We start from the raw sequence: 21,993 nt of genomic DNA on the forward strand, positions 1-21,993 counted from the left end.
TTGAACACACATAAAAGCCCGGCCTCACAGCCGGGCTTTCTTGCTTTTTGAACGAGCGGAACCGGTTCAGCGGCTTGTGATAAACACCGCTTCGTCGTCGTCGCGCTGCCTTCCACCGAGGGCCGCTGCAGCACTGGCGATGAAGGCACCGATGACCAGCGACAGTGCACCAAGCAGTGCAAAAGTCGCACTGCCTTTCCTGGCTGTGTCTGCCGCCTGCTTGGCCTTGACCTTGGCGTCCTCAACCTTCGCAACAAGAGCATCGACACGCGCCTTGGCGTCGGCCTCGGACAGGCCGGTGCGGGCGGCGACCAGCTGCGACAGGTAGGTCTTGTCGTCGGCCGAAATCTCACCCGCCGTGGCACTGGTGATCAGGATGCGCGAGGCCTGTCCGACCGCAGCAGCATCGCTGTCCGTATTGGCGGCCGCGAGCTTGCTCGGATCGGCCGGACGGAACAGCGAATCCACCAGATAGGACGTCGGATTGTCAGTCGAAGCGCCGCCGGCGTTGGCCGAAGCTCCCATGGCGGCACCCGAAGCCACGGTGGAGACTGCCTGCACGCCTGAACCGAGCGCGGTAGAAAGAGCCGAGCCAAGCACGCCGACGACGAGCAAGGTTGCCAATGCCCACGCGAGGAAGCCGTGGGCGGTATCACGGAAATAGACCTCGTCGGTGTGGATGCCGACCCATTTGGTGCGCAGGCGTCCCGCAAGGTAGCCGCCGACACCGGAGGACAGCCATTGCACGATGATCAGCCAGATCGCGGTGGACACGGCGAAGGTGGTGACCGAAGCTCCTGAGCCCGACCAGGGTGAAACCATGCTCAGCCCAAGCCCTGAGCCGAGCAGCATGAGGATGAAGGTCAACGTCGAGGCCGCGAAGGCGCCGGCAATGATCGGTCCCCAGCTGACGGCGGTAGTGGAGGATTCTGTGGATGAGGAAACATCGACAGCCGATAGGGTGGACTGCATGTATTCCCCCTACCGTACAAAAAGCATGATCAGAATAATGATTGGAATCGGGATTCCGAGCAACCAGAGTAAGATACCGCGTCCCATGAAGGCCTCCTGTGAGAAATTGGGGTCGATACCGTCACAATGTCCCTCAGGGACTTCTGTTCCGGCGGGTTTCAAATGATTCCAGGGCGCCGTTGGCGCGTGAGCGCGCCAGACATGGTGAAACCGGAACTGGCAGGATAGCCTTGCCAATTCCTTCGAAGCGCCACTTTCCTTGTCGAGTAGGAAGACAAATGACTCAGAAGACATTCCTGGAGGCGCGAAAAGCAAAAGCCCGGCGGATTTGGGCTGCTGTCCGCAGGCCGCGCTCAGCAATTTTCGTCGGCCTGGTCTTGCTCTCCGGTCTGTTCACCTGGGGCGGGACTCTCGCCGCTACAGTTGGTGCGCCGATTGGCGCGACGTCGGCCAGTCTGGTTGCCAAAAACATCGCGCATCTTTCCCCCGTGGGCTTTGAAGTCGTTCGCGTTCCCAATGGCGGCGAACCGCCACTGGTCGCCGGTATCTGGTACCCGACAACCGCCGAGCCGCACGATGTGCCGCTGGAAAGCTTCAACCAGCGCGTCGCGCCTTCCGGTCCGGTAAAGGGCAGTGCGCTGCCGCTCATCGTGATCTCGCATGGAGGCGGCGGATCCTACGCCGGTCATTATGATACGGCGCTCGCATTGGCGAGAGCTGGGTTCGTCGTGGCCGCGGTCAGCCATGCCGGCGATACTTACGACGACCAGAGCAAGGTGCTGATGCTATGGCGCCGGCCCGCTCAACTAAGCCGGCTGATCGATTTCATGCTGAAGGACTGGCGGGGACACGCCGACATCGATCCGCGGCGCATCGGCGCCTTTGGGTTCTCGAATGGCGGCTTCACCGTACTCGTCGAAGCGGGGGGAATACCCAACCTCGACAGGATTGACCCCTACTGCGCGGCAAATCCCCGACACGATCTTTGCACCGCGCTGGCGAGAGCGGGGGTCCATTCAGTTGCAGAAGCGGTCCAACCACCGCCGGAGGCGTGGAAGCCTGATCGGCGAATCCGCGCCATTGCAGCTGCCGCGCCCGCGTTCGGCTTCATCTTCGACCGCGCCGGCCTCGCCTCGGTTCAAATCCCGGTGCTCATATGGCGCGCGGCCAACGACCGGCATCAACCCAACCCCTGGTATGAAGAACACGTCCGTTCGGCTCTGCCTCGACCACCAGAGTATCGTGTTGAACCCCTGGCGGGCCACTATGCATTCTTGCCCCCATGCAGCGCCCAACTGCGCGCCGCCGCTCCCACGATTTGCATCGACGCACCCGGCTTCGACCGGGCCGCGTTTCATCGGCGCCTGAACGCCGCCCTGGCAAGCTTCTTCAGAGCATCGCTACGGTCTTAAATATCCAGGTTGGCGACCGACAGCGCGTTGTCCTGGATGAACTCGCGCCTCGGTTCGACCTCGTCGCCCATCAGCCGCGAGAACAGCGAGTCGGCGTCGGTGGCGTCATTGACCTTGACCTGCAGCAGCGAGCGCACATTCGGGTCGAGCGTGGTTTCCCAGAGCTGTTCGGCGTTCATCTCGCCGAGGCCCTTGTAGCGCTGCATGGTCAGACCCTTGCGGCCGGTCGCAAAGACGGCGTTGAGCAGCGCCAGCGGCCCCGAGATGGTTTCGGACACGTCCTTGCGGCGCAGCACCGGCGGCGTGCCGTAGACGTCGCTAAGGCGCTGTGCGTAGCGGTCGAGCTGGCGTGCATCGGCCGAATTGATCAGCGCCAGATCGAGATGCGCGTATTCCTTGACGCTGCGCACCGTACGTTCGAACACATAGCCGCCGACGCCTTCATTCGAAGTCGACATGCGGCCGGTCCAGCCGCGCTCGGTGTCCTCGGCGATGATGTCGAGACGTTTAGCAACCCGCTCAGCCATGGTATCGGCGCGGCCGAGATCGGTGAAGACGTCTGGGTTGAGCCCGCCGGCAATCGCCGCCTGTTCGACCACGCCTCTGTTGTAGCGCGTGTGCAACCCGTTGATGAGTTGGCGCACGGCCAGTGCATCGTCGATGGCGCTGCGCAGATCCTGCCCGGCGCGAACCTCGCCCGAGCCCAGCGAAAGCGATGCTTCCTCCAGCCCCGAACCGATCAGGAACTCCTCGAAGGCGCTCTCGTCCTTGATGTATTGCGAGCTCTTGCCGCGCGTCACTTTGTAGAGCGGCGGCTGGGCGATGTAGAGATGGCCGCGCTCGATCAGCTCCGGCATCTGCCGGAAGAAAAAGGTGAGCAACAAGGTGCGTATGTGGGCGCCGTCGACGTCGGCGTCGGTCATCAGGATGATCTTGTGATAGCGTAGCTTGTCGGCGTTGAACTCGTCCTTGCCGATCGAGGTGCCGAGCGCGGTGATCAGCGTGCCGATCATGTCGGAGCCGAGCATGCGGTCGAAGCGCGCCCGCTCGACATTGAGGATCTTGCCGCGCAAGGGAAGGATCGCCTGGTTCTGGCGCGAACGCCCACCCTTGGCCGAGCCGCCGGCGGAATCACCCTCGACGATGAAGATTTCGGATTTCGCCGGGTCGCGCTCCTGGCAGTCGGCCAGCTTGCCGGGCAGCGAGGTGACGCCGAGCGAGCTCTTGCGGGTGATATCGCGCGCCTTGCGTGCCGCTTCGCGCGCCGCCGCGGCCTGGATCACCTTCTCGATGACCACCTTGCCCTCGGTCGGGTGTTCTTCCAGCCAGGTGCCGAGCGCCTCGTTGACCAGACCTTCGACAACCGGGCGGACTTCCGACGAGACCAGCTTGTCCTTGGTCTGCGAGGAGAATTTCGGATCGGGAACCTTGACCGAAAGCACCGCCGTCAGCCCTTCGCGGCAGTCGTCGCCGATCAGCGAGACCTTTTCCTTCTTGGTCAGGCCCGAGGAGTCGCCATAACCGGTGATCTGACGGGTCAGCGCGCCGCGGAAACCGGCCAGATGCGTGCCGCCATCGCGCTGCGGGATGTTGTTGGTGAAGGCCAGCACGTTCTCGTGGTAGCTGTCGTTCCACCACATCGCCACTTCGACGGTGATGCCGTCGCGCTCGGCCTTGATGGCGATCGGCTTGTCGATCAGCGGTTTCTTGACCCGGTCGAGATATTTGACGAATTCCTCGAGACCGCCGTCATAGTGCAGCTCGTGGCGCACGACGTCGGCATGGCGGGCATCGGTCAAAACGATGCGCACGCCGGAATTCAGGAAGGCGAGCTCGCGCAGCCGGTGCTCCAGCGTGCCGAGGTCGAACTCGACCATGGTGAAGGTTTCGGATGACGGAAAGAAGGTGATCTCGCTGCCGCTGCGTCCTTCATAGGTGCCGGCAACCTTGTTCTGCTCATAGCTGCCCGTCGCCTTCAGCGGCGCGTCGGCATTGCCGTGTGTGAAGCTCATCTCGAAGATCTGGCCGTTGCGGCGGATCTTCAATTTCAGCCATGCTGAGAGAGCGTTGACCACCGAGACGCCGACGCCATGCAGGCCGCCCGACACCTTGTAGGAGTTCTGGTCGAACTTGCCGCCGGCATGCAGCTGCGTCATGATCACTTCGGCCGCCGAAATGCCTTCGCCGGTGTGGATATCGGTCGGAATGCCACGGCCATTGTCGATCACCGTCACCGAACCGTCGGGGTTGAGCGTCACGGTGACGAGGTCGGCGTGACCGGCCAGCGCCTCGTCGATGGCGTTGTCGACCACCTCATAGACCATGTGATGCAGGCCGGAACCATCGTCGGTGTCGCCGATATACATGCCAGGGCGTTTGCGGACAGCATCCAACCCCTTCAAAACCTTAATGGAATCGGCGCCGTATTCGGCTTCAACGCCGTTGTTGTTTTCGATCTGGTCGCTCATGAAAACCTGTTGTCTGGATGCCGCTAGCGCGGCGCTAAAAATCGGCCCCGAATCGCGCCTCTGATATTGCGTAGATATAGGCGCAAAAGGCGGTTTTTCCAAGGTTTGCAGGCATTTCCCGAGGGATGAGCCGGCTATTGACGGCGGGCTTCGATCTTCGCCAGCCGCTCGCGCAGAAATTTGATCATGAACTGGTAGCGCGGGGCCAGCCGGCCGCTGCGGTCGAGCTCCAGTGTCATGTCGAGCGCTTGGGAAAGCACCGCCTTGGGGTTCTTGGCAACCTGAGCGTAATCAATCATGGCGACCACCAGATCGCGTTGCCAGGTGGCGTTGTTCGGATCGGCGTCGGCGAGTTTCTGGCGGATGTCGAGACTGTCCTGGAAGGCCTGACGCGCGCCTTTGATGTCGCGCTGCTTGACTTTGAGCATGCCGATTTCGGACAGCGTGATCGACAGGTCGCGTTGCCAGTCGGCATTGGCGGGATCGAGCTTGGCCAGCCGGTCTGCGATGGCGAAACTGTCGGTATAGGCCTTGAGCGCGCCCGCCCGATCGCCTTGTATCGCAAGGATGCCGGCGACCTTCTCGAGGCAAATCGAGAGATCACGCTGCCAGTCCGTGTTGGCAGGGTCGCCGGCCGCCAGCACGCGGGCTATCCCCAAGGCGTCCCGATAGGCGGCCAGCGCCGCCGGCCAGTCTTCCTGGTCGCTCAACGCATTGCCGATCTTGGCGTTGCCGACAGACAGGTCGCGCTTCAGCTCGCTATTGTCCGGATCGCGGTCCACCAGTCGTTCGGCGATCGCTTGGCCCGCCCGATAGGCCGCGAGCGCGCCCGCCGCATCGCCACGCTCGCGCTTGAGATCGCCGATGGTCGTATGGCTGACCGAGACATCGCGCTGCCGCTCGGCATCCTGCGGTTTCTTCGCGGCCAGCGCCAGCCGGATCTTCAGGCTCTCTTCATAGGCCGCCTGTGCATTGTCCAGCTGGCCGGCGGTACGCGCCAGCGCGCCGATCTCGTCATAGCTGATGGTCAGGTCGCGCTGCAGCTCGGCGCGATCCGGTTCATGGTCGGCGAGCTGTTTCTTGATCGACAGGCTTTCCTGGTAGATCTGTGAAGCCCCCGCCAGATCGCCTTGCGTCACCAGCACGTTGCCGATCTTGTCGTCGGCCATGGCGAAGTCACCGAACCACGGCAGATGCTCGGGCTCGGCCGCCGTCAGATCTCGCAGCATGGTTCTGGCGGTCTGATAGTTCTGCAGCGCTGCCGGCAGGTCGCCTTGTGCCAGCCTGATGTTGCCGAGCTTGATGTGGCTGACGGCGAAATCGCGCTTCACGCTCGGGTCGGTCTCCCGGCTGGAACGCAGCTCGAGTATGGACACCAGCGCTGCAAAGGCGCGGCCCGCCGCATCGGTGTTGCCGACCAGGGTGTAGAGCTTGCCAAGCTCATCCAGCGTACGGATATGACGGTCGGCGTCGTCCGGCGTCAGCGCCGTTTGCCCAGCTTCGCCATAGAGGGCCAACACCGATTCATAATCCTTGATGGCGTTAGCATAGTCGAGGTCTGCGCGCGCCGCGCCGCCTGACAGAAAATGCGTCGCGGCTTCGGACAGCGTGCGGCTGACGAAATTGGCCTTCAGCGCGTTGCGCGAGACATTGTCGATGTCGGCGGCCCTGGCGAGGATCGCTCGTGCGCCATCGAAAGCGCCGAGCGACAGCTGCTCCTCGGCCTGCCGGCGCAGCTCCGCCACTTGGGGATCGTCGGAGGCGAGCGTCTTCATTTCGCTGCGCACCTTGACGAAGGCGTCGGCCGCCTCGTGCAGCCTGGCGTTCAGGCTGTCCGCAGACAGATGGCTGGTGTCGGAACCGATCAGCGCGCCATAGAGCGGCGCCAGCGGCATGTCGGCGTCGCTGGCGATCTGCTCGACTTCGCCACGCATTTCGGGCGTCACGTCGGCCATGGCGAGCAGCAGGCGTTCGCGCTCCGGCAGCTGCTCCTTGGCCGCCGTGGCAAAGAACAGCTTCGGCAGGCCGCTCTCGACATAAGGCAGCTGTTTTCCGCGCGACAGGTCATAGACCTCCTGCTGCACGAGCGTCAGCACCGAGCGGATCTCGAGACCGTCGGTGCCGAGATATTTGGTCAGCGCGGTCGTGAACGGCGAATTCTGGCCGCTGCCGTCGGCGGCAGTCTCGCCGGGCGCGGCCGAGAAGGCGAACAGGATGTTTTCGGCGCGGCCAATCCGGCCAAGTCCCGGCTTGACCTTGTCTGCGACGTCCTTTGCCAGGGACGTCGCGCCGCGCCCTTCGCCGCCACTGCCCGAGAAGGGATCGCTGCGGCAGGCGTCGAGCACGATCAGCCCGACCTTGGCCGTGGCGGCCACGGTGTCGCGCACCTCTTCGAGCGGCAGGCTGGTCTTCTCAAGCGCGTCGAGCGAAGAGGCGTCGGCGTCGATCGGCAGCAGCCGGTTGTCGCCAGAAATTTCGACGCCATGGCCGGAGAAATAAACCAGCGCCACGTCGGCATCCTTGGCATCCTCGCGAAAATCGTCGAGCGCGCGGCGCATGCGCCTGAGATCGCGATTGGTTTCGAGAAAGACCTCGAAGCCGAGCTTCTTCAGCGCCGCTGCCATCGCCTCGCCGTCATTGACCGGATTGGCGAGCGGCCGGATCAGGCGGTAGTCGTCATCGGCGATGACCAGCGCCACGCGCCGCTCCGCCACCGCCGAGGCGGTGGTCATAAGCATCAGCAGCAAGGCAAACAGCAAGCGCAAGTCGAACCGCCCCCCGGCTCAGTCGATTGCCGACCATTCCACCTCTTTATGGCATGAGCAAGCCGGGCTTTTGGCCGAAAACCGGCTCCTTCAGGCCGCCCGCATCGGCTTCAGGGCCTCGCTCCAGCGCAACAGCTCGTCCAGCATGGTCCTGGTTCCGCCCTGCACCTGCTCGCTCGCCTGGAAAGAGCCGTCACTCTCGAGCAGTTTCTGATACAGCGGCAAGGAAACCCCTTCGGAAATCGGCATTACACCGACCGCGGTCAGCAGCGGCTTGAGAGCTTGCGCGGCGCGCAGGCCGCCGGAGACGCCGCCATAGCTGAGGATGGCGGCGGGTTTGTATTTCCATTCGCGCGCGAGATAGTCGATCGCGTTGACGATCGCCGGAGCGACGAAATAATTGTATTCCGGCGCCACGAACACAAAGGCGTCGGCGGCATCGATCTCCTTCGACCAGGCCTTGGTGTGGTCGTTCTGGTAGTTGCCAAGCTTGGGGTGATGCGGCTCGTCCAGAACCGGCAGATTGAACGAGGCGATGTCGGTCAGCACCGGTTCGAATTTCCCGTGCTCGCGCGCGAATACCTCCAGCCACTCGGCAAAAACCGGTCCGGCACGGCCGGGCCGCGTGCTGCCGATGATGATGTTCAACTGGTGCTTCAAGGCGGGCTCCTTCCATGGGCAGTATCTGTTGGTGACTGTCACCTACGGCAGAGCATGACCGCGGACAAGGCGGCACCTCCGGGCGAACGGTCACATTCGGCTGAACAGACCGTCTGCTTTCACACTTAGGCTTGCCGTTCGGTCACATGGACGCTCGGATTGCCAGCCACTACATTGATGTATCAGCGGAGCATCCGATGGACGTCCAGCCCGCCCCATTCGTTCCCCCGGCGCCAAAGCCGCGCACGACGCCTCCCTCGACGCTGGAGATGATCCGCATCGTCTACCGCAACCCGCTCGAACTGTGGGGTGAGCACACCTACAACGAGCCCTGGATTTCGGTGAATGGCGTTGGCGGACATCTAGTTGTTGCCAACGATCCTGGCCTCATCCGCCATGTGCTTGTCGACAATGCCAAGAACTACAAGATGGCGACGGTGCGCCAGAAGATCCTGCGGCCGATCCTGCGCGACGGCCTGCTGACCGCCGAGGGCGAGGTCTGGAAGCGGTCGCGCAAGGCGATGGCGCCGGTGTTCACGCCGCGCCACATCTTCGGCTTCGCCCAGCCGATGCTCAGGCGCACGCAAGAGTTCGTCACCCGCTACGAAGACGGTGGCACGTCCGACATCGCTCATGACATGACTCTGCTCACCTACGACATCCTGGCCGAAACGCTGTTCTCCGGCGAGATCGCTGGCGAGCCGGGCAGTTTCGCCAACCAGATCGACCGCCTGTTCGAGACCATGGGCCGCGTCGATCCGCTCGACCTGTTGCGCGCGCCCGACTGGCTGCCGCGGCTGACCCGCATCCGCGGCCGCAAGACCATGGCCTATTTCCGCAAGATCGTCACCGACACGGTCAAGATGCGCGAAGAGAGATTCAAGCGCGATCCCGATGCCGTGCCGCAGGATTTCCTGACACTCCTGCTCAAGGCCGAGGGACCGGAGGGGCTGACGCGGGCCGAGGTCGAGGACAACATCATTACCTTCATCGGCGCCGGCCACGAGACCACGGCGCGCGCACTCGGCTGGACGCTTTACTGTCTCGCGGAATCGCCATGGGAGCGCGACAGGGTCGAGCAGGAGATCGACCAGGTGTTGGCGCGCGAACCCGATCCGACGAAATGGCTCGACGCCATGCCGTTCACCCGCGCCGCCTTCGACGAAGCGCTCAGGCTCTATCCGCCGGCGCCGTCGATCAACCGCGAGCCGATCGAACCGGAGATGTGGAAGGATCTTTATATCCCGAAGCGCGCTGCGGTGCTGGTCATGCCGTGGGTCGTCCATCGCCACAGGAAACTGTGGGACCGGCCCGACGCCTTCCTGCCCGAACGGTTCCACCCGGGAAACCGCGAAAAGATCGACCGCTTCCAGTATCTGCCGTTTGGCGCGGGTCCTCGCGTCTGCATCGGCGCCAGCTTCGCCATGCAGGAAGCGATCATCGCGCTCGCCATCATGCTGTCGCGCTTCCGCTTCGACACCACCGTCGACACGAAACCCTGGCCGGTGCAGAAGCTGACCACGCAGCCGCAAGGCGGCCTGCCGATGCAGGTCACTCGACGTTAGTTCTGGTACTGACGTACTCTCAACACACCTTCGGACTGTCGAATCAAGCCGCGGGCTTGCGCTGCTGGAACTGGCCGGCGGCGCGGAAGCGCCAGAGGTAGCTTGGCAGGATCGTGGCGATCGATTGCGGCTGGATGCCGAGCCCAGCCAATGTCCGGTTGGCCTTGGCCGCCGCGTCCGAAACGATGTTGTGCTCGCGCAGCTGCATCACCTGGTCCTTAGTCAGCAGCGGATTGGGTAAGAGGCCAAGGATCGATGCCTGGATGTTCGCCACCCACCACGGCACCGGCACCAGCAGGCGCTTGCGCTCGATCACGTCAAGCAGTTCTTCCATGCATTCCTTGAAGGTCAGCACCTTGGGGCCGCCAAGCTCGTAGATCTGGCCGCCATCGACCTTGCCCTCGACCGAGCGCGCCACTGCTTCGGCGACGTCGCCGACATAGACCGGCTGGAACTTGGTCTGACCACCGCCGATCAGCGGCAGCACCGGTGAATAGCGCGCCATGTTGGCGAAGCGGTTGAAGAAGTCGTCCTCGGGCCCAAAGTTGATCGACGGCCGGAAGATCACGGCGTCCTTGATCGTCTCCAGTACGGCCTTTTCGCCCAGCGCCTTGGTGCGCGCGTAATCCGATCCGGAGTTCAGATCGGCGCCAAGCGCCGAAACATGGGTGAGGCCGGCGCCGACGGCGCGCGCCGCCTCGGCCACCGCGCGGGCGCCGAACTCGTGGACGGCGGAGAACTTCTGCCGGCCGCTCTCATGCAGGATAGCGACCAGATTGACGACATGGTCAGCGCCCTGCACGGCGCGGTCGATCGACCAGCGCATGCGCACATTGGCCTGCACCGGCTGGATCTGGCCGACATTGCCGAGCGGCTGCAGATGGCCGGCAAGATCGGGCCGCCGGCAGGCGACCCGGATGCGATAGCCGCGCTTGGCCAGCGCGCGCACGACATGGCGGCCGACAAAGCCCGACCCGCCAAAGACGACGACGAGCTTTGGGGTCTGCAGGATTTCGGTCATGGCTGGCTCCGGCGCTCGCAAGCTTGGCTGAAGCCGTTTCATAATCCGTTTTGCGTCGAAGGCAAAGGGCGACGCGTCGTCGCTGCTGTCCTTGTTTCGACCTTGTCAGAACGCCTTGCCGATGCGGGCGTCGACCGAATGGCGGTTGCCACCGCGAATGACGAAGAACAGCAGGATCGCGGCCCACAGAAGCGACTTTTCCGCGCCCGAAAAACCCTGGCCCATGGTGACCCAGTGGAACCACACGGTGACCAGCAGCACGAACAGGCCGGCAAAGGCGGCCGGCCGCGTCAAAAGGCCGATGACGAGTAAAATGCCGCCGAAAAATTCGGTGCAGGCCAGCAGCAACGACCAAAAAGCGCCAGGATAAAAGCCGAGACCCTCGACCATTTCGGCGGCGCCGAAAGGATTGGTGATCTTCTGCGAACCATGGACGGTGAGAAACGCACCGGCAACAGTGCGAAGAACGGTTTCCGCGCCATCATGCAAGGCTGCGTAAAGCCTGCCAAGGACCGGGATGACAAGGTTGTTGCGGGGACTGTCCGTGCTTGCCGACATTGTGACTCCTTGGTTTGCTGATCGTTGCAGACGGCCGATCGGGCCGGTCGAAGTCAAGTAAACAAAAGTTGACATTTTTAAACATGTTTTATTGACGCATCTTGCAGCACCGGCGATTCTCCAAGGTCATGGAGTGACGCAGAAAACCCCGCCGAGGCGGGGTTTCCGGGTGACATCCACGCGAAGCCAGGGGCCGACGGAGCGGCCTGACCTGAGACGGTATCAGGAGGGCGTGAAGCAAGTACGCCCACCCCAGCCCTGAACATCCGACATGGTGCCGCCGACCTTCTTGCAAGCCGCGATGAAATCGGCGCTGCAGTTGGCGAATTTTGCGTGGCCGTTCTTGCAGTAATGATCCTCGGTGGCACCGCCACTCGGGGCGGTGATGACGCCGGGCGCGGACGGTTTCACCGGCGCGGCCTTCAAACTGGCCGCCTGGGTGGCGCCCATGAACGAGCCGAGAAGAAGGACTGCGGTCAGCATAGTGATCTTGGTGTTGGTCATGGCAATTTTCCTTTTGATTTGGGTTGGGTTTCCGAGGCGCAAAGGGACATCCTCCGCGCGAAACAGGCTTTCGTTTCGGTTTGCTGTTCCCCTCGGGGTGGATCGGGCAAGCTCGCCTTGCCCTGGACAAAGCTGGGTCGCAGCGATGCGCGGAAAGGTTCAGCGGCGCGCAAAAAAAATTTGCACCGCACCGCGCTTTGAGCGGGCGGATTTCAGATAACTATTTGATAAATAATGGATTATTTAGGAAGAATAACGCGCGGCGAATTCGGAAATGCGCTGCACCACCGCCTTGGGCGCGGTGATGCCCCGCGCTTGCGCCTTCTCGGCGGCCTCGGCCCGGGCACGTCCCGGCACATGCACGCCGAAGCGCCGCCGCAGCCGGTCGAGTTGGTCCTTCATGCGCTGCTCGAAGTCGGGATCGAGCAGCTTGGGCTCGACGGCAAGCACGAACAGCCCGGTTCCGGGACTGTCCGGTCCGCCGCTGAACCACGGCGCGTCGAGCGACCAGTTGGCGCCCGACAGGCCCGCCGCCAGCACTTCGACCATCAGCGCGATGTTGGCGCCGCGCTGGCCGCCGAAGGCAAGCATGGCGCCTTTCATGGCGGCGGCCGGATCGGTGGTCGGGTTGCCGCTGGGGTCCAGCGCCCAGCCTTCGGGGATTGTCTTGCCGTCCTCCGCCGCCTTGCGGATGTTGACGAAAGCGGTGGCGCTCGACGACTGGTCGATGACCAGCGGCGCGCCGTCGGCGGCGGGTGCTGCAAACGACATCGGGTTGGTGCAGTAGACCGGCTTGACCGAGCCCGAGCCGGCAAGCACGGCCGGCCCGTTGGTGGCGGCGAACGACACCAGCCCAAGTGCTGCCAGCCTTCCGGTGAAGTAGCCGAGCGCGCCGCATGTATAGGCGTTCTTCTGCGAGAAGATGGCGACGCCGAACAACCGGGCGGCCTTGGCGAGGTCGTCTATGGTGCGGTCGAAGCCGGTATGCGCCAGCCCGCCGCGCGCGTCGGAGAGATAGACCGCCAGCGCCGGCCGGGTGATCACCGGGTCGGCATTGCCGTCGATGCGTCCGGCTTCGAGCGCCTCGAGATAGTCGATGAAATGCGTCAGGCCGACGGTCGAAAGTCCTTCGGCCTCGGCGGCGATGATCGAGGCGGTGAGCGATTGCGCCGCTTCCTCATTGGCGCCGGCGCCAAGTGCCGCCATCCGGCACAGTCCTTTTGCCTGGTCGAGACTGAGTTGCATTATGGCCGTCCTGCGATTGCGGTAATTGTTCGGGTTGGCTGACCCTGTGAGTAGCAGCACATGAGGGGGCGTTTGTGTTGAAAATCGTCCGCAACTGCAAGAAAAGCGGCGGACCTGTCCGTCGCCCCCAACCAAGGCCCTTGCCTGTGCGTTTCTAACCGATCTTGTTGGGGATCCGTGCCTCGATCCTGCTGAAGGCGAAGACCAGAATGCCGGTGATCGTCATGTAGATCAGCGCCAGCAGCAGCAAGGGTTCGTAGGTGAGGTAGGTGTCCTGCCGCACCTTGGACGAAACGGCGAAGATGTCGATGACGCTGATCGTCGCCACCAGTGGCGTCGACTTCAGCTGCAGCACCGTTTCGCCGGTCAGCGTCGGCAGCGCCCGGTAGATGGCTTGCGGCAGCCAGATGCGGCGAAATGCCTTCCAGCGGCTCATGCCGAAGGCGCGGGCGGCCTCGAGTTGGCCCTTGGGAACGCCGGCAAAGGCGCCGCGCATCACCTCGCCCTCATACCCGGCGAAAGACAAGGTCAGCGCCAGCACGCCATAGGGCCAGGCTTGCCGCAGATACGGCCACATCCAGGATTCGCGGATCCACGGATATTGCGGAAACAGCGAGCCCAGGCCGTAATAGAGCAGCCACAGCTGGATCAGCAGCGGCGTGCCCCGGATCACCGTGCAGAAGACCTTGGCCGGTGCGGCGAACCAGAAGGAGCCGGTGGCCTGCGCCAGCCCGAGCGGCACGGCGAGCAGGAAGCCCAGCACGCAGGTGACGGCCAGGATCCACAGCGAGCGCCAGATGCCGATCAGTCCCATTTCATAGTACTGCGGCAGCCAGTCCCAGCGCATGAAAAAGGCGGCCGCCAGAACCAGGCCCAGGGCGATCAGAATCAGCACGATGCGGTGCGGCTGCAGCCACAGCGACGTTCGCGCGACGACATTGATGATGGCCGCTTCGCTCGCCATCAGCGCGCCTCCTTGAGCGAAGGCATGCCGCGCCGCGACCAGGTTTCGACACGGCCGATGATCAGATTCGAAAACAGCGACAGCAGCAGATAGAGCACGCCCGCAGCGAAAAAGAAGGTGAAATAGGCTTTGGTGACGCCCGCGGCCTGGCGCGTTGCCAGCGCCAGTTCATAGAACCCGACGACCGCCAACAAGGCGGTGTCCTTGGTGGCGATCAGCCAGAGATTGGCGAGGCCCGGTATGGCGAAGGGCAGCATCGCCGGCAAGGTGATGCGCCGCAGAAGCAGGCCGGGAGACATTCCATAGGCGCGCGCGGCTTCGATCTGGCCTTGTGGAATGGCCAGGATCGCGCCGCGGATCACCTCGGTCGAATAGGCGCCCTGGACAAAGCCGAGCACGGCGATGCCGGCGGCAAGCCCGCTGATGTCGACGCGCTGATACCCCATCGCCGTCAGCGCCTGGTTGATCAGGTCGGTTCCGGCATAATAGAGCAGCAGGATCAGCACAAGTTCGGGCACGGCACGCACGACGGTGGTGTAAACCGCCAGCAGGTCGCGCGCCACCGGCCCGCCATAAAGCTTGCCATAAGCGCCGCCAGTGCCGATCAAGAGACCGAGGCACGTGGCGCCCAGCGCGATCTCGATCGAATGGAGCAGCCCAACCAAAAGAGTTCCGCCCCAGCCCGGCGGGTAGGGCGAGAGAAGCTCGATGATGCCGGCCGCGGAGGCCGAAAGAAATGCGTCGATCAGCGTCGCCCCCGAATTGCTGGCGTCAGCCGCTGTCGATTGTCGTCAGCGGAAAGCGTGCGTGGACAGGTTTCGGCGAAACCGCACGGCGGGATGCCGTGCGGTTGTTGCTTATGCGTTGGCGATGTCAGTTCGACTGCGTCGAGCCGCCGTAAATATCGAAATCGAAGTACTTCTTCGATATCTCGTCATACTTGCCGTTGGCGCGGATGGCCTTGATGCCGGCGTTGATCTTGTCCTTCAGGTCAGTGTCCTCTTTGCGCACGCCGGCGCCGACGCCCGGTCCGAGCACTTCATCGTCCGGAGCCACCATGCCCTTCAGATCGCAGCAGGCTTTGCCCTGGTCCGACTTGAGGAATTCGCCAAGCGCGATGGAATCGGCCTGCACCGCGTCGAGGCGGCCGGCGGCAAGATCGTTGTTGGCTTCGTCCTGGGTCTGGTATTCCTTGATCTCGGAAGCCGTGGCGCCGAAGTGCTTCTTGGCGTAGACGGCATGCACGGTCGACACCTGGACGCCGATGACCTTGCCCTTGAGGTCGTCCGGAGCGGAGCCGAATTTCTGGTCCTTGGGGCCGATGATCGCGGTCGGCGTGTTATAGTATTTGTCGGAGAAGTCGATCGTCTTCTTGCGTTCGTTGGTGATCGACATCGAACTGACAATGAGGTCGATCTTCTTGGTCGTCAGCGCCGGGATGATGCCGTCCCAGGCAACCGGTGTGATGACACAGTCGAGCTTCTCCTCGGCACAGACGGCGTCGATGAATTCGATCTCCCAGCCGACCCACTTGCCCGAAGCATCCGGCGAGGTGAAGGGCGGATAGGGCTCGGCGGCGACGCCGATCTTGACCGGATCGGCCTTGGCCACGCCCATGGCGGCGACGCCCAGCAGCAGCGCTGCGGCAAATGTCTTCAGAACAGTCTTCATTTCACGACTCCCAGTTTGTTGTTGGTTCCCGGTTTTCTTCCGTCCCGGCCTGTCCTAGCCGATGTTGCGGATGAACTGCTTGAGCCTTTCGGATCTGGGCGCGCCGAAGATCTGCTCCGGCGGTCCTTCTTCCTCGACCAATCCATTGTAGAGATAGACGACATGCGTCGCGACCTCGCGGGCGAACTTCATCTCGTGGGTGACCAGCACCATGGTCCGGCCTTCGCGCGCCAGGTCGCCGATCACCTTCAGCACTTCGCCGACCAGTTCGGGGTCGAGCGCCGAGGTCGGCTCGTCGAACAGCATAACGCGCGGATTGATGGCCAGCGCCCGAGCGATCGCGGCGCGCTGCTGCTGGCCGCCCGACAAATAGGCCGGATAGACGTCGCGCTTTTCGGCCAGGCCGACACGGGCGAGCAGCTTTTCGGCCTCGCTGATCGCCACGTCGCGCTTGACGCCAAGCACATGCACGGGAACCTCGATGACGTTCTCGATCAGCGTCATGTGGCTCCACAGGTTGAAGTTCTGGAACACCATGCCGAGCTTGGAGCGGATGCGTTCGATCTGCTTGCGGTCGGCCGGAACCGTGTGGCCGTGGCTGTCGGCCTTCAGCTTGATCTCCTCGCCATTGACGCGGATGATGCCGCTGGTCGGGTTCTCCAGGCAGTTGATGCAGCGCAGCAGCGTCGATTTGCCCGAGCCTGAGCCGCCGATGATGGCGATGACCTCGCCGTCGCGCGCCGACAGTGAGACGCCCTTCAGCACATGCAGCTCACCGAACTTCTTGTGCAGGTTCTCGACATGGATGGCTTCGGCGGCGCCGTCTTGCGCCGTGTGTTTCAGTGCGGATGCAGCGCCTTGCGACATCATCCCTTCGACGCTCCGCGGAGTGGTCGAGCCCGTCGCTGCTGGATTCTTTTACCCATTAACCGTCACTGACAGAGTTCCCGTTCTCAAGATGGACCGTTCCGCTTGCCTCCGTCAACCATGGTTTTTGGACTATTGATCACAGCTTGCTGTAGTGGTTAGTGGCGGCAACGGACGTCTCGGGAGAAATTAGTGGGCAAATCATACGGGTCGCAGTCCATGGCCGGGCCGCTGAAACGCGTGCTTATGCGGTCCGCCGCCAGCGCCATGCGTCATGCCAGGGCGCAGGAATGGCACTACGGCCCAGGTTTCGAGCCGGGAAAGGCCGCTGTCCAGCATGAGCGATTGACGCAGCTGGTTTCGGCTTCCGGCGCCGAGATCGAATGGCTGACGGAGGCCGATGACGGCTTGGCCGATTCCGTCTTCACCCATGATCCGTCGCTGATGACCGAGCATGGCGCGATTATTCTTTCCATGGGCAAGGCGCTGCGCCGGACTGAGCCTGGCCTGCACGAAGCAGCTTACAACCGCATGGGCATTCCCACCCTCGGCCGCATTGAAAGCCCTGGCCAGGTGGAAGGCGGCGACTGCGTCTGGGTGGATGCAAACACGCTGGCCATCGGCCGTGGCGTGCGCACCAACCAGGATGGCATCCAGCAGCTTTCAAACCTGCTTGCGCCGAAAGGCATTTCGGTTCTTGGCTTCGATCTGCCGCTCTGGCACGGCGAGGAAGCCTGCCTGCATCTGATGTCGGTGATCAGTCCGCTCGCCGACGATCTGGCGCTGGTCTACGCGCCTCTGCTGCCGGCCGCCTTCTACCAGTTGCTGCGCGGGCGCGGCATCAAGCTGGTCGAGGGCGATGCCGATGAGTTCCATGCTTCCAACGGGCTCAGTCTCAACGTGCTGCCGACGGCGCCGCGCCAGGTGATCGCCGTCGCCGGTTTTCCGAAGACGGCTGCTGCCATGCAGGCGGCCGGCTGCACGGTTTCCACCTTCGAGGCGGATGCGCTCTGCATCGCTTGCGAGGGTGGCCCGACCTGCCTGACGCGACCGGTGCTGCGCCAATGACCACCATTGGGACCACCGTCGGCGAGGCGCTCATTTCGCTGCTCGAAGCCCATGGCGTCGACACGGTCTTCGGCATTCCCGGCGTGCACACGGTCGAACTCTACCGGGGGCTGGCGCGCTCGAAAATCCGCCATGTCACGCCGCGCCACGAGCAGGGTGCCGGCTTCATGGCCGACGGCTATGCGCGCGCCAGCGGCAGGCCGGGCGTCGCCTTCGTCATCACCGGACCGGGGCTCACCAACACCATCACCGCCATGGGACAGGCGCGTGCCGATTCGGTGCCCATGCTGGTGATCTCGGGCGTCAACGCCACGCCGACGTTGGGCAAGGGCCTGGGCCATCTGCATGAACTGCCCGACCAGCGCGGCATGATGGAGAAGGTGGCGCTGTCTTCGCAGCGGGTCACCGAGGCTGGTGAATTGCCCGGCGCGCTGGCGCACGCCTTCGCGCTTTTTTCATCGGCTCGCCCCGGCCCGGTGCATATCGAAATCCCGACCGACGTCATGGTCAAGCCGGCGGATGGCATCGCTGCCATGCTGAGCAATGCAGCGCCGCCCGCGCCGGACGGTGCGGCAATTGCCAGAGCAGCCAAACTCATCGCCGCGGCGCGCCGTCCGCTGGTCCTTGTCGGCGGCGGCGCCAAACGCGCCGAGGCGCCATTGCGGCGGCTGGCCGAACGGCTCGGAGCGCCGGTCGTCCAGACCGCCAATGCGCGCGGCCTCTTGCATGCCCATCCGCTTTGCGTGCCGGCCAGTCCCAGCCTGAAGGCCGTGCGGGCGCTGATGGCCGAAGCGGATCTGGTCATTGCCGCCGGCACCGAATTCGGCCCGACCGACTATGACGGCTACAGCGATGGCGGTTTCGTCTTGCCCGCCAATCTGATCCGCATCGATATCGGCGCGGACCAGCTTGCCCGCCGACCGGCGACGGTGTCGATTCAAGCCGATTGCGCCGAGGCGCTCGAAGCGCTGCTCGAGGAAATCGGCGATGGCCCGGCGAGCGAAGCTGGCCCGGCGCGCGCCGCTGCGATTCGGAAAGCGGCCTTTGCCGAGATCAATCCGACGCTGCAGGCGCAGGTACGTGCCGTAGAGGTGATTCGCGATGCGCTGCCGGGTGCGTTCATCGTCGGCGATTCGACGCAGCCGATCTATGCCGCCAACCTCTACTACGACCATGATCGGCCAGGCGGCTGGTTCAATGCCGCCACCGGTTTTGGCGCGCTCGGCTACGGCCCGCCGGCGGCGATTGGCGCTGCCCTTGCGGTACCCGATGCGCCAGTCGTCTGCCTGACGGGGGACGGCGGCTTCCAGTTCACGCTGCCGGAACTGGGCGCCGCGCTCGACGCCCAGGCGCCGGTCATCTTCGTCGTCTGGAACAACCGCGGCTACCGCGAGATCGAAACCTCGATGCTGGATGTCGGCGTCGAGCCGGTCGGCGTGTCGCCGGCGCCGCCGGATTTCTGCAAGCTGGCCGAAGCCTATGGCCTTGGCGCCGAACGGCTTGCCGACATCGATGCCCTGGCGGACGCGTTGAAACGCGCACGGGCAACCGGACTGCCGCGCATCATCGAAATCACAGTCGACTGAAGGGTGGCGGCGCAACGGCTTCAGGCTTCAGCCGGCCTGGATTCCGGCTGCGGCGGGCTGATGCATGCAAAGACGCAACAACTGCCATGTCGAGATATCAATTGAGTGATCGTACGAAAGGCGCGACGCTCTGCGTCGGCGCGGGACAAGAAACGACCTAACTACAAAAAAATGACAGGAGCGGTCCAGGATGACGGAAACACTTGAAGGCAGGCATATTGTCGTGACCGGCGGAACCGGGGCACTCGGTGGTGCGGTCGTCGGCAAACTGCTGGGCGAGGGCGCGATCTGCCATGTGCCCAATGCCCATGCAGCGGCGCCCGCGCATTTCCCCTTCACCGCGCATGACCGTGTCAAGCTTGTGCACAATGTCGATCTCTCGGACTCCACCAAGGTCGAGGCGTTCTACAGCCAGGTTCCAGGCCTGTGGGGCTCGATCCATCTGGCCGGCGGCTTCACCGCGGCGCCGGTCGAAAAGATCGAATCGGCATCCTTTGCCGAGATGATGGACACCAATGCACGCACTGCCTTCCTGTGCTGCCGCGCGGCGGTGCGCTCGATGCTGGCGTCGGACATTGCGGGCCGGATCGTCAATGTGACGGCGCGCGCCGGGCTCGACCCGCGGCGCGGCGGCGGCATGGTCGCCTACGCCGCCAGCAAGGCGGCGGTGGCCGCCATGACGGTGGCGATGGCGGAGGAACTGAAAGGCAAGGGCATCCTGGTCAATGCGGTGGCGCCATCGACGCTCGACACGCCGGCCAACCGCGCCGACATGCCGGATGCCGATGTCACCAGATGGGTCAGCCTCGAAGCGGCCGCCGAAGCCATCGCCTATCTCGCCTCGCCGGCCAATCAGGCGATGAGCGGCACGCTGGTGCCGCTTTACGGCCGAGCCTGAGCGGAAGCCGTCGAAACAGGACAGGCGGCGTCCGATCCATCGGCATTTCGGTAGCTGTAAAGGCGCAGCGGCGAGGACGCATCCGTCGGACACTCCCTGAGCCATGACGGCGGGTGGCCCTCCATCAGCGCGGCCGCGAATGGATAGGCGGCCTCGAGATATGGCGACGGCGGGCCTCTGTGCGCGCAAAGCGCAACATGTGTCGCTCTGGAGGCATCGAGAAACGAGCGCGGGTCGGCGGTCGAAGGATCGAGAAAACGATAGCTGCGTTCGATACCATGGGCTGACGGGTGGTTGGGGACTGTCACGACCTTGGGACCTTCGGCAAGGGCGAGAAAATGCGCTCCGATCAACGGTGGCGTCAGAACGATGGCGGCTGCCGGCCAAACCGGTTGCGGCTCGAAATGCGTGAGATCGCAGCTGTCGGCGAACTCGGTGGCGGGAATGGCGTCCGGGGCTGGCCTCACAGACAGCTGGTAAAGCGCTATCGCCGCGGACAAAACGAGGCCGGGCAGGACTAGCGCGTATCCGCGCGATCCCAACGACATGGGAGATTTCAACGTGCGGGCCAGTCTGGCATCTGGCGGCAGGAAACTCGCCAGCACGAAGACCAGACCGATGCCGGAAAAAACCGGAAGATAGCGGAAATAGCGGAAGTAATCGATCGACAGCACCAGCGCGAGCAGCGAGAACAGCGCCAGGATGACGAGGGCCCGGCTTCGGCCATGCGGCCCAAGGCAAAGGACAGCCGGGGCGAGCGCGCCGACGAACAGCAGCATGATGCTGGGAAAGCTCGCGGACAGAACGACATCAGGGCGCCGAAACAGGCTCAATTCCTGAGGGATCCTCTCGAGCATGTTGTCGCGTACATAGGCGTCGAGCGAAGCATAGGGGCCGGCCAGGCATTGCGGGAACAACAGCGTCAGCGCCGCCGCGCTGGCGGCCGCGAACACCAGCAGAATTGCCGTCCGCATTGCCCATCCGCCACGTCGGCCGACAAGCAAGGGCACCACGGCAAATGACAGCCCCGCCGCGACCAGCGCCGTCACATGCGGTGCCGAATAGGTGTCGCATTTGACGGCGGCATAGGCTGAAGGCGGCACGATCGCGGCGAACAGGCCGACCCCGCCCAAGGCAAATGCCAGCCCAAAGCGGACGATCCTGTCCGCACCCTCTTCGCGGCCGAAGATCCAGTCAAAGGCATAGACTGCCATCACCAGCACATAGAACGGAGCGAATTCCACGCTGATCGCAAGCGCCAAGGCCGCCAGCAGCCCGTTGACGAAGGCAGCAAAGTGGTTTTGCGACAGCGTCAAAACCAGCGCCGCCAGCAGAAGCAGTATCTGCAGATTGTGGTAGTCGATCCGTCCCGGGGCGTATTCGAAAAAGCTGCGCGCGGCAAAGATCAGAGCCAGCGGCAGTGCAACGGCCGGGTTGGCAAAGCCCATCGCGATCACCAGCCGATTGTAGAAATAGAGCGCGGGCGCAAGCAGCAGCAGCGGGACGGCAAAGCTTGTCACCGTCAACGCGGGCTCGAAGCCGGCAAGCGGCGTAAGCAGACGCGCGAAGGCGGCATAGGGCAGGTCCACGATCCATGGCCAATGCGAGAGATAGGGCTCCGGCTGGGCAACGCCGGGCAGCGTCCGGTCGAAGATGTTGCCCGTTTCAAGCAAGGTGCGGACTTCATGCAGTTTGACGAGGTCGTCCACATCGCCGTTGAGCTGGAAGCCCAGCGCCCGGAGGGCAATCATCAAGATTGCCATTCCGCA

General features: G+C 63.7%; 18 protein-coding genes. 5 read left to right on the forward strand and 13 right to left on the reverse strand.

Annotation, left to right across the window (positions count from 1 at the left end; all coding sequences use genetic code 11):
* Positions 1 to 66: 66 nt before the first annotated feature.
* On the reverse strand, positions 67 to 972 hold the full coding sequence (locus AC1D10_RS12830) for a hypothetical protein (RefSeq protein WP_477272195.1): 906 nt from the start codon (positions 970 to 972) through the stop codon (positions 67 to 69).
* Between the two features lie 278 nt (positions 973 to 1,250).
* Here AC1D10_RS12830 and AC1D10_RS12835 point away from each other — a divergent pair, with 278 nt between their 5' ends.
* Positions 1,251 to 2,384 (forward strand): alpha/beta hydrolase family protein, encoded by a 1,134-nt coding sequence (locus tag AC1D10_RS12835; RefSeq protein WP_477272197.1) that lies wholly within the window; start codon positions 1,251 to 1,253, stop codon positions 2,382 to 2,384.
* Here AC1D10_RS12835 and gyrB read toward each other — a convergent pair.
* The 3 genes from gyrB to AC1D10_RS12850 form a co-directional block, all read right to left on the reverse strand.
* The gene (gene gyrB, locus AC1D10_RS12840) at positions 2,381 to 4,852 is read right to left on the reverse strand and encodes a DNA topoisomerase (ATP-hydrolyzing) subunit B (RefSeq protein ID WP_477272199.1); all 2,472 of its coding nucleotides are present in this window, start codon (positions 4,850 to 4,852) and stop codon (positions 2,381 to 2,383) included. The two genes, AC1D10_RS12835 and gyrB, sit on opposite strands and share 4 nt — an antisense overlap.
* Before the next feature lie 134 nt (positions 4,853 to 4,986).
* On the reverse strand, positions 4,987 to 7,617 hold the full coding sequence (locus AC1D10_RS12845; protein ID WP_477272201.1) for a caspase family protein: 2,631 nt from the start codon (positions 7,615 to 7,617) through the stop codon (positions 4,987 to 4,989).
* Positions 7,618 to 7,707: 90 nt separating this feature from the next.
* Positions 7,708 to 8,277, reverse strand: a complete 570-nt coding sequence (locus AC1D10_RS12850) for an NADPH-dependent FMN reductase (protein WP_477272203.1) — start codon at positions 8,275 to 8,277, stop codon at positions 7,708 to 7,710.
* A gap of 197 nt (positions 8,278 to 8,474) precedes the next feature.
* Between AC1D10_RS12850 and AC1D10_RS12855 the strand changes: the two genes are divergently transcribed.
* On the forward strand, positions 8,475 to 9,842 hold the full coding sequence (locus AC1D10_RS12855) for a cytochrome P450 (protein ID WP_477272205.1): 1,368 nt from the start codon (positions 8,475 to 8,477) through the stop codon (positions 9,840 to 9,842).
* A gap of 43 nt (positions 9,843 to 9,885) precedes the next feature.
* On the opposite strand, the gene AC1D10_RS12860 is transcribed toward AC1D10_RS12855, so the two are convergent.
* The 8 genes from AC1D10_RS12860 to AC1D10_RS12895 form a co-directional block, all read right to left on the reverse strand.
* Positions 9,886 to 10,863 carry a complex I NDUFA9 subunit family protein gene (locus tag AC1D10_RS12860; RefSeq protein ID WP_477272207.1) on the reverse strand — a complete coding sequence of 326 codons (978 nt, stop codon included), beginning with the start codon at positions 10,861 to 10,863 and terminating at the stop codon, positions 9,886 to 9,888.
* A gap of 105 nt (positions 10,864 to 10,968) precedes the next feature.
* Entirely contained in the window at positions 10,969 to 11,421 is a 453-nt protein-coding gene (locus AC1D10_RS12865) for a DoxX family protein (RefSeq protein ID WP_477272209.1), read from the reverse strand.
* A 222-nt stretch (positions 11,422 to 11,643) separates the two neighbouring features.
* On the reverse strand, positions 11,644 to 11,925 hold the full coding sequence (locus AC1D10_RS12870) for a hypothetical protein (RefSeq protein WP_379101327.1): 282 nt from the start codon (positions 11,923 to 11,925) through the stop codon (positions 11,644 to 11,646).
* A gap of 243 nt (positions 11,926 to 12,168) precedes the next feature.
* A complete protein-coding gene (locus tag AC1D10_RS12875; RefSeq protein ID WP_477272212.1) occupies positions 12,169 to 13,170 on the reverse strand; it encodes an Ldh family oxidoreductase in 1,002 nt (333 codons plus the stop codon).
* A gap of 154 nt (positions 13,171 to 13,324) precedes the next feature.
* Positions 13,325 to 14,134 carry an ABC transporter permease gene (locus AC1D10_RS12880; RefSeq protein WP_477272214.1) on the reverse strand — a complete coding sequence of 270 codons (810 nt, stop codon included), beginning with the start codon at positions 14,132 to 14,134 and terminating at the stop codon, positions 13,325 to 13,327.
* Entirely contained in the window at positions 14,134 to 14,847 is a 714-nt protein-coding gene (locus AC1D10_RS12885) for an ABC transporter permease (protein WP_477273084.1), read from the reverse strand. The genes AC1D10_RS12880 and AC1D10_RS12885 overlap by 1 nt, the downstream gene beginning before the upstream one ends.
* Before the next feature lie 160 nt (positions 14,848 to 15,007).
* A complete protein-coding gene (locus AC1D10_RS12890; RefSeq protein ID WP_477272216.1) occupies positions 15,008 to 15,805 on the reverse strand; it encodes a transporter substrate-binding domain-containing protein in 798 nt (265 codons plus the stop codon).
* A 54-nt stretch (positions 15,806 to 15,859) separates the two neighbouring features.
* Positions 15,860 to 16,672 carry an ABC transporter ATP-binding protein gene (locus AC1D10_RS12895; protein WP_379101679.1) on the reverse strand — a complete coding sequence of 271 codons (813 nt, stop codon included), beginning with the start codon at positions 16,670 to 16,672 and terminating at the stop codon, positions 15,860 to 15,862.
* A 219-nt stretch (positions 16,673 to 16,891) separates the two neighbouring features.
* Between AC1D10_RS12895 and AC1D10_RS12900 the strand changes: the two genes are divergently transcribed.
* The 3 genes from AC1D10_RS12900 to AC1D10_RS12910 all read left to right on the forward strand — a co-directional run bounded on the left by AC1D10_RS12900 (position 16,892) and on the right by AC1D10_RS12910 (position 20,224).
* The gene (locus AC1D10_RS12900; protein WP_477273087.1) at positions 16,892 to 17,740 is read left to right on the forward strand and encodes a dimethylarginine dimethylaminohydrolase family protein; all 849 of its coding nucleotides are present in this window, start codon (positions 16,892 to 16,894) and stop codon (positions 17,738 to 17,740) included.
* Entirely contained in the window at positions 17,737 to 19,326 is a 1,590-nt protein-coding gene (locus AC1D10_RS12905) for a 5-guanidino-2-oxopentanoate decarboxylase (RefSeq protein WP_477272218.1), read from the forward strand. Before AC1D10_RS12900 ends, AC1D10_RS12905 begins: the two co-directional genes overlap by 4 nt.
* 190 nt (positions 19,327 to 19,516) lie before the next feature.
* The gene (locus tag AC1D10_RS12910; protein ID WP_477272220.1) at positions 19,517 to 20,224 is read left to right on the forward strand and encodes an SDR family NAD(P)-dependent oxidoreductase; all 708 of its coding nucleotides are present in this window, start codon (positions 19,517 to 19,519) and stop codon (positions 20,222 to 20,224) included.
* On the opposite strand, the gene AC1D10_RS12915 is transcribed toward AC1D10_RS12910, so the two are convergent.
* The gene (locus AC1D10_RS12915) at positions 20,209 to 21,975 is read right to left on the reverse strand and encodes a hypothetical protein (protein WP_477273089.1); all 1,767 of its coding nucleotides are present in this window, start codon (positions 21,973 to 21,975) and stop codon (positions 20,209 to 20,211) included. The two genes, AC1D10_RS12910 and AC1D10_RS12915, sit on opposite strands and share 16 nt — an antisense overlap.
* Positions 21,976 to 21,993 lie beyond the last annotated feature (18 nt).

The sequence above is a fragment of the Mesorhizobium sp. P2_A8 genome (assembly GCF_056404935.1).

Bases quoted from the DNA above. Each gene is read 5' to 3' on its own strand.
- AC1D10_RS12830 (WP_477272195.1), bottom strand. From the start codon at position 972: ATGCAGTCCACCCTATCGGCTGTCGATGTTTCCTCATCCACAGAATCC.
- AC1D10_RS12835 (WP_477272197.1), top strand. From the start codon at position 1,251: ATGACTCAGAAGACATTCCTGGAGGCGCGAAAAGCAAAAGCCCGGCGG.
- gyrB (WP_477272199.1), bottom strand. From the start codon at position 4,852: ATGAGCGACCAGATCGAAAACAACAACGGCGTTGAAGCCGAATACGGC.
- AC1D10_RS12855 (WP_477272205.1), top strand. From the start codon at position 8,475: ATGGACGTCCAGCCCGCCCCATTCGTTCCCCCGGCGCCAAAGCCGCGC.
- AC1D10_RS12860 (WP_477272207.1), bottom strand. From the start codon at position 10,863: ATGACCGAAATCCTGCAGACCCCAAAGCTCGTCGTCGTCTTTGGCGGG.
- AC1D10_RS12865 (WP_477272209.1), bottom strand. From the start codon at position 11,421: ATGTCGGCAAGCACGGACAGTCCCCGCAACAACCTTGTCATCCCGGTC.
- AC1D10_RS12870 (WP_379101327.1), bottom strand. From the start codon at position 11,925: ATGACCAACACCAAGATCACTATGCTGACCGCAGTCCTTCTTCTCGGC.
- AC1D10_RS12875 (WP_477272212.1), bottom strand. From the start codon at position 13,170: ATGCAACTCAGTCTCGACCAGGCAAAAGGACTGTGCCGGATGGCGGCA.
- AC1D10_RS12880 (WP_477272214.1), bottom strand. From the start codon at position 14,134: ATGGCGAGCGAAGCGGCCATCATCAATGTCGTCGCGCGAACGTCGCTG.
- AC1D10_RS12890 (WP_477272216.1), bottom strand. From the start codon at position 15,805: ATGAAGACTGTTCTGAAGACATTTGCCGCAGCGCTGCTGCTGGGCGTC.
- AC1D10_RS12895 (WP_379101679.1), bottom strand. From the start codon at position 16,672: ATGTCGCAAGGCGCTGCATCCGCACTGAAACACACGGCGCAAGACGGC.
- AC1D10_RS12900 (WP_477273087.1), top strand. From the start codon at position 16,892: ATGGCCGGGCCGCTGAAACGCGTGCTTATGCGGTCCGCCGCCAGCGCC.
- AC1D10_RS12905 (WP_477272218.1), top strand. From the start codon at position 17,737: ATGACCACCATTGGGACCACCGTCGGCGAGGCGCTCATTTCGCTGCTC.
- AC1D10_RS12910 (WP_477272220.1), top strand. From the start codon at position 19,517: ATGACGGAAACACTTGAAGGCAGGCATATTGTCGTGACCGGCGGAACC.
- AC1D10_RS12915 (WP_477273089.1), bottom strand. From the start codon at position 21,975: ATGATTGCCCTCCGGGCGCTGGGCTTCCAGCTCAACGGCGATGTGGAC.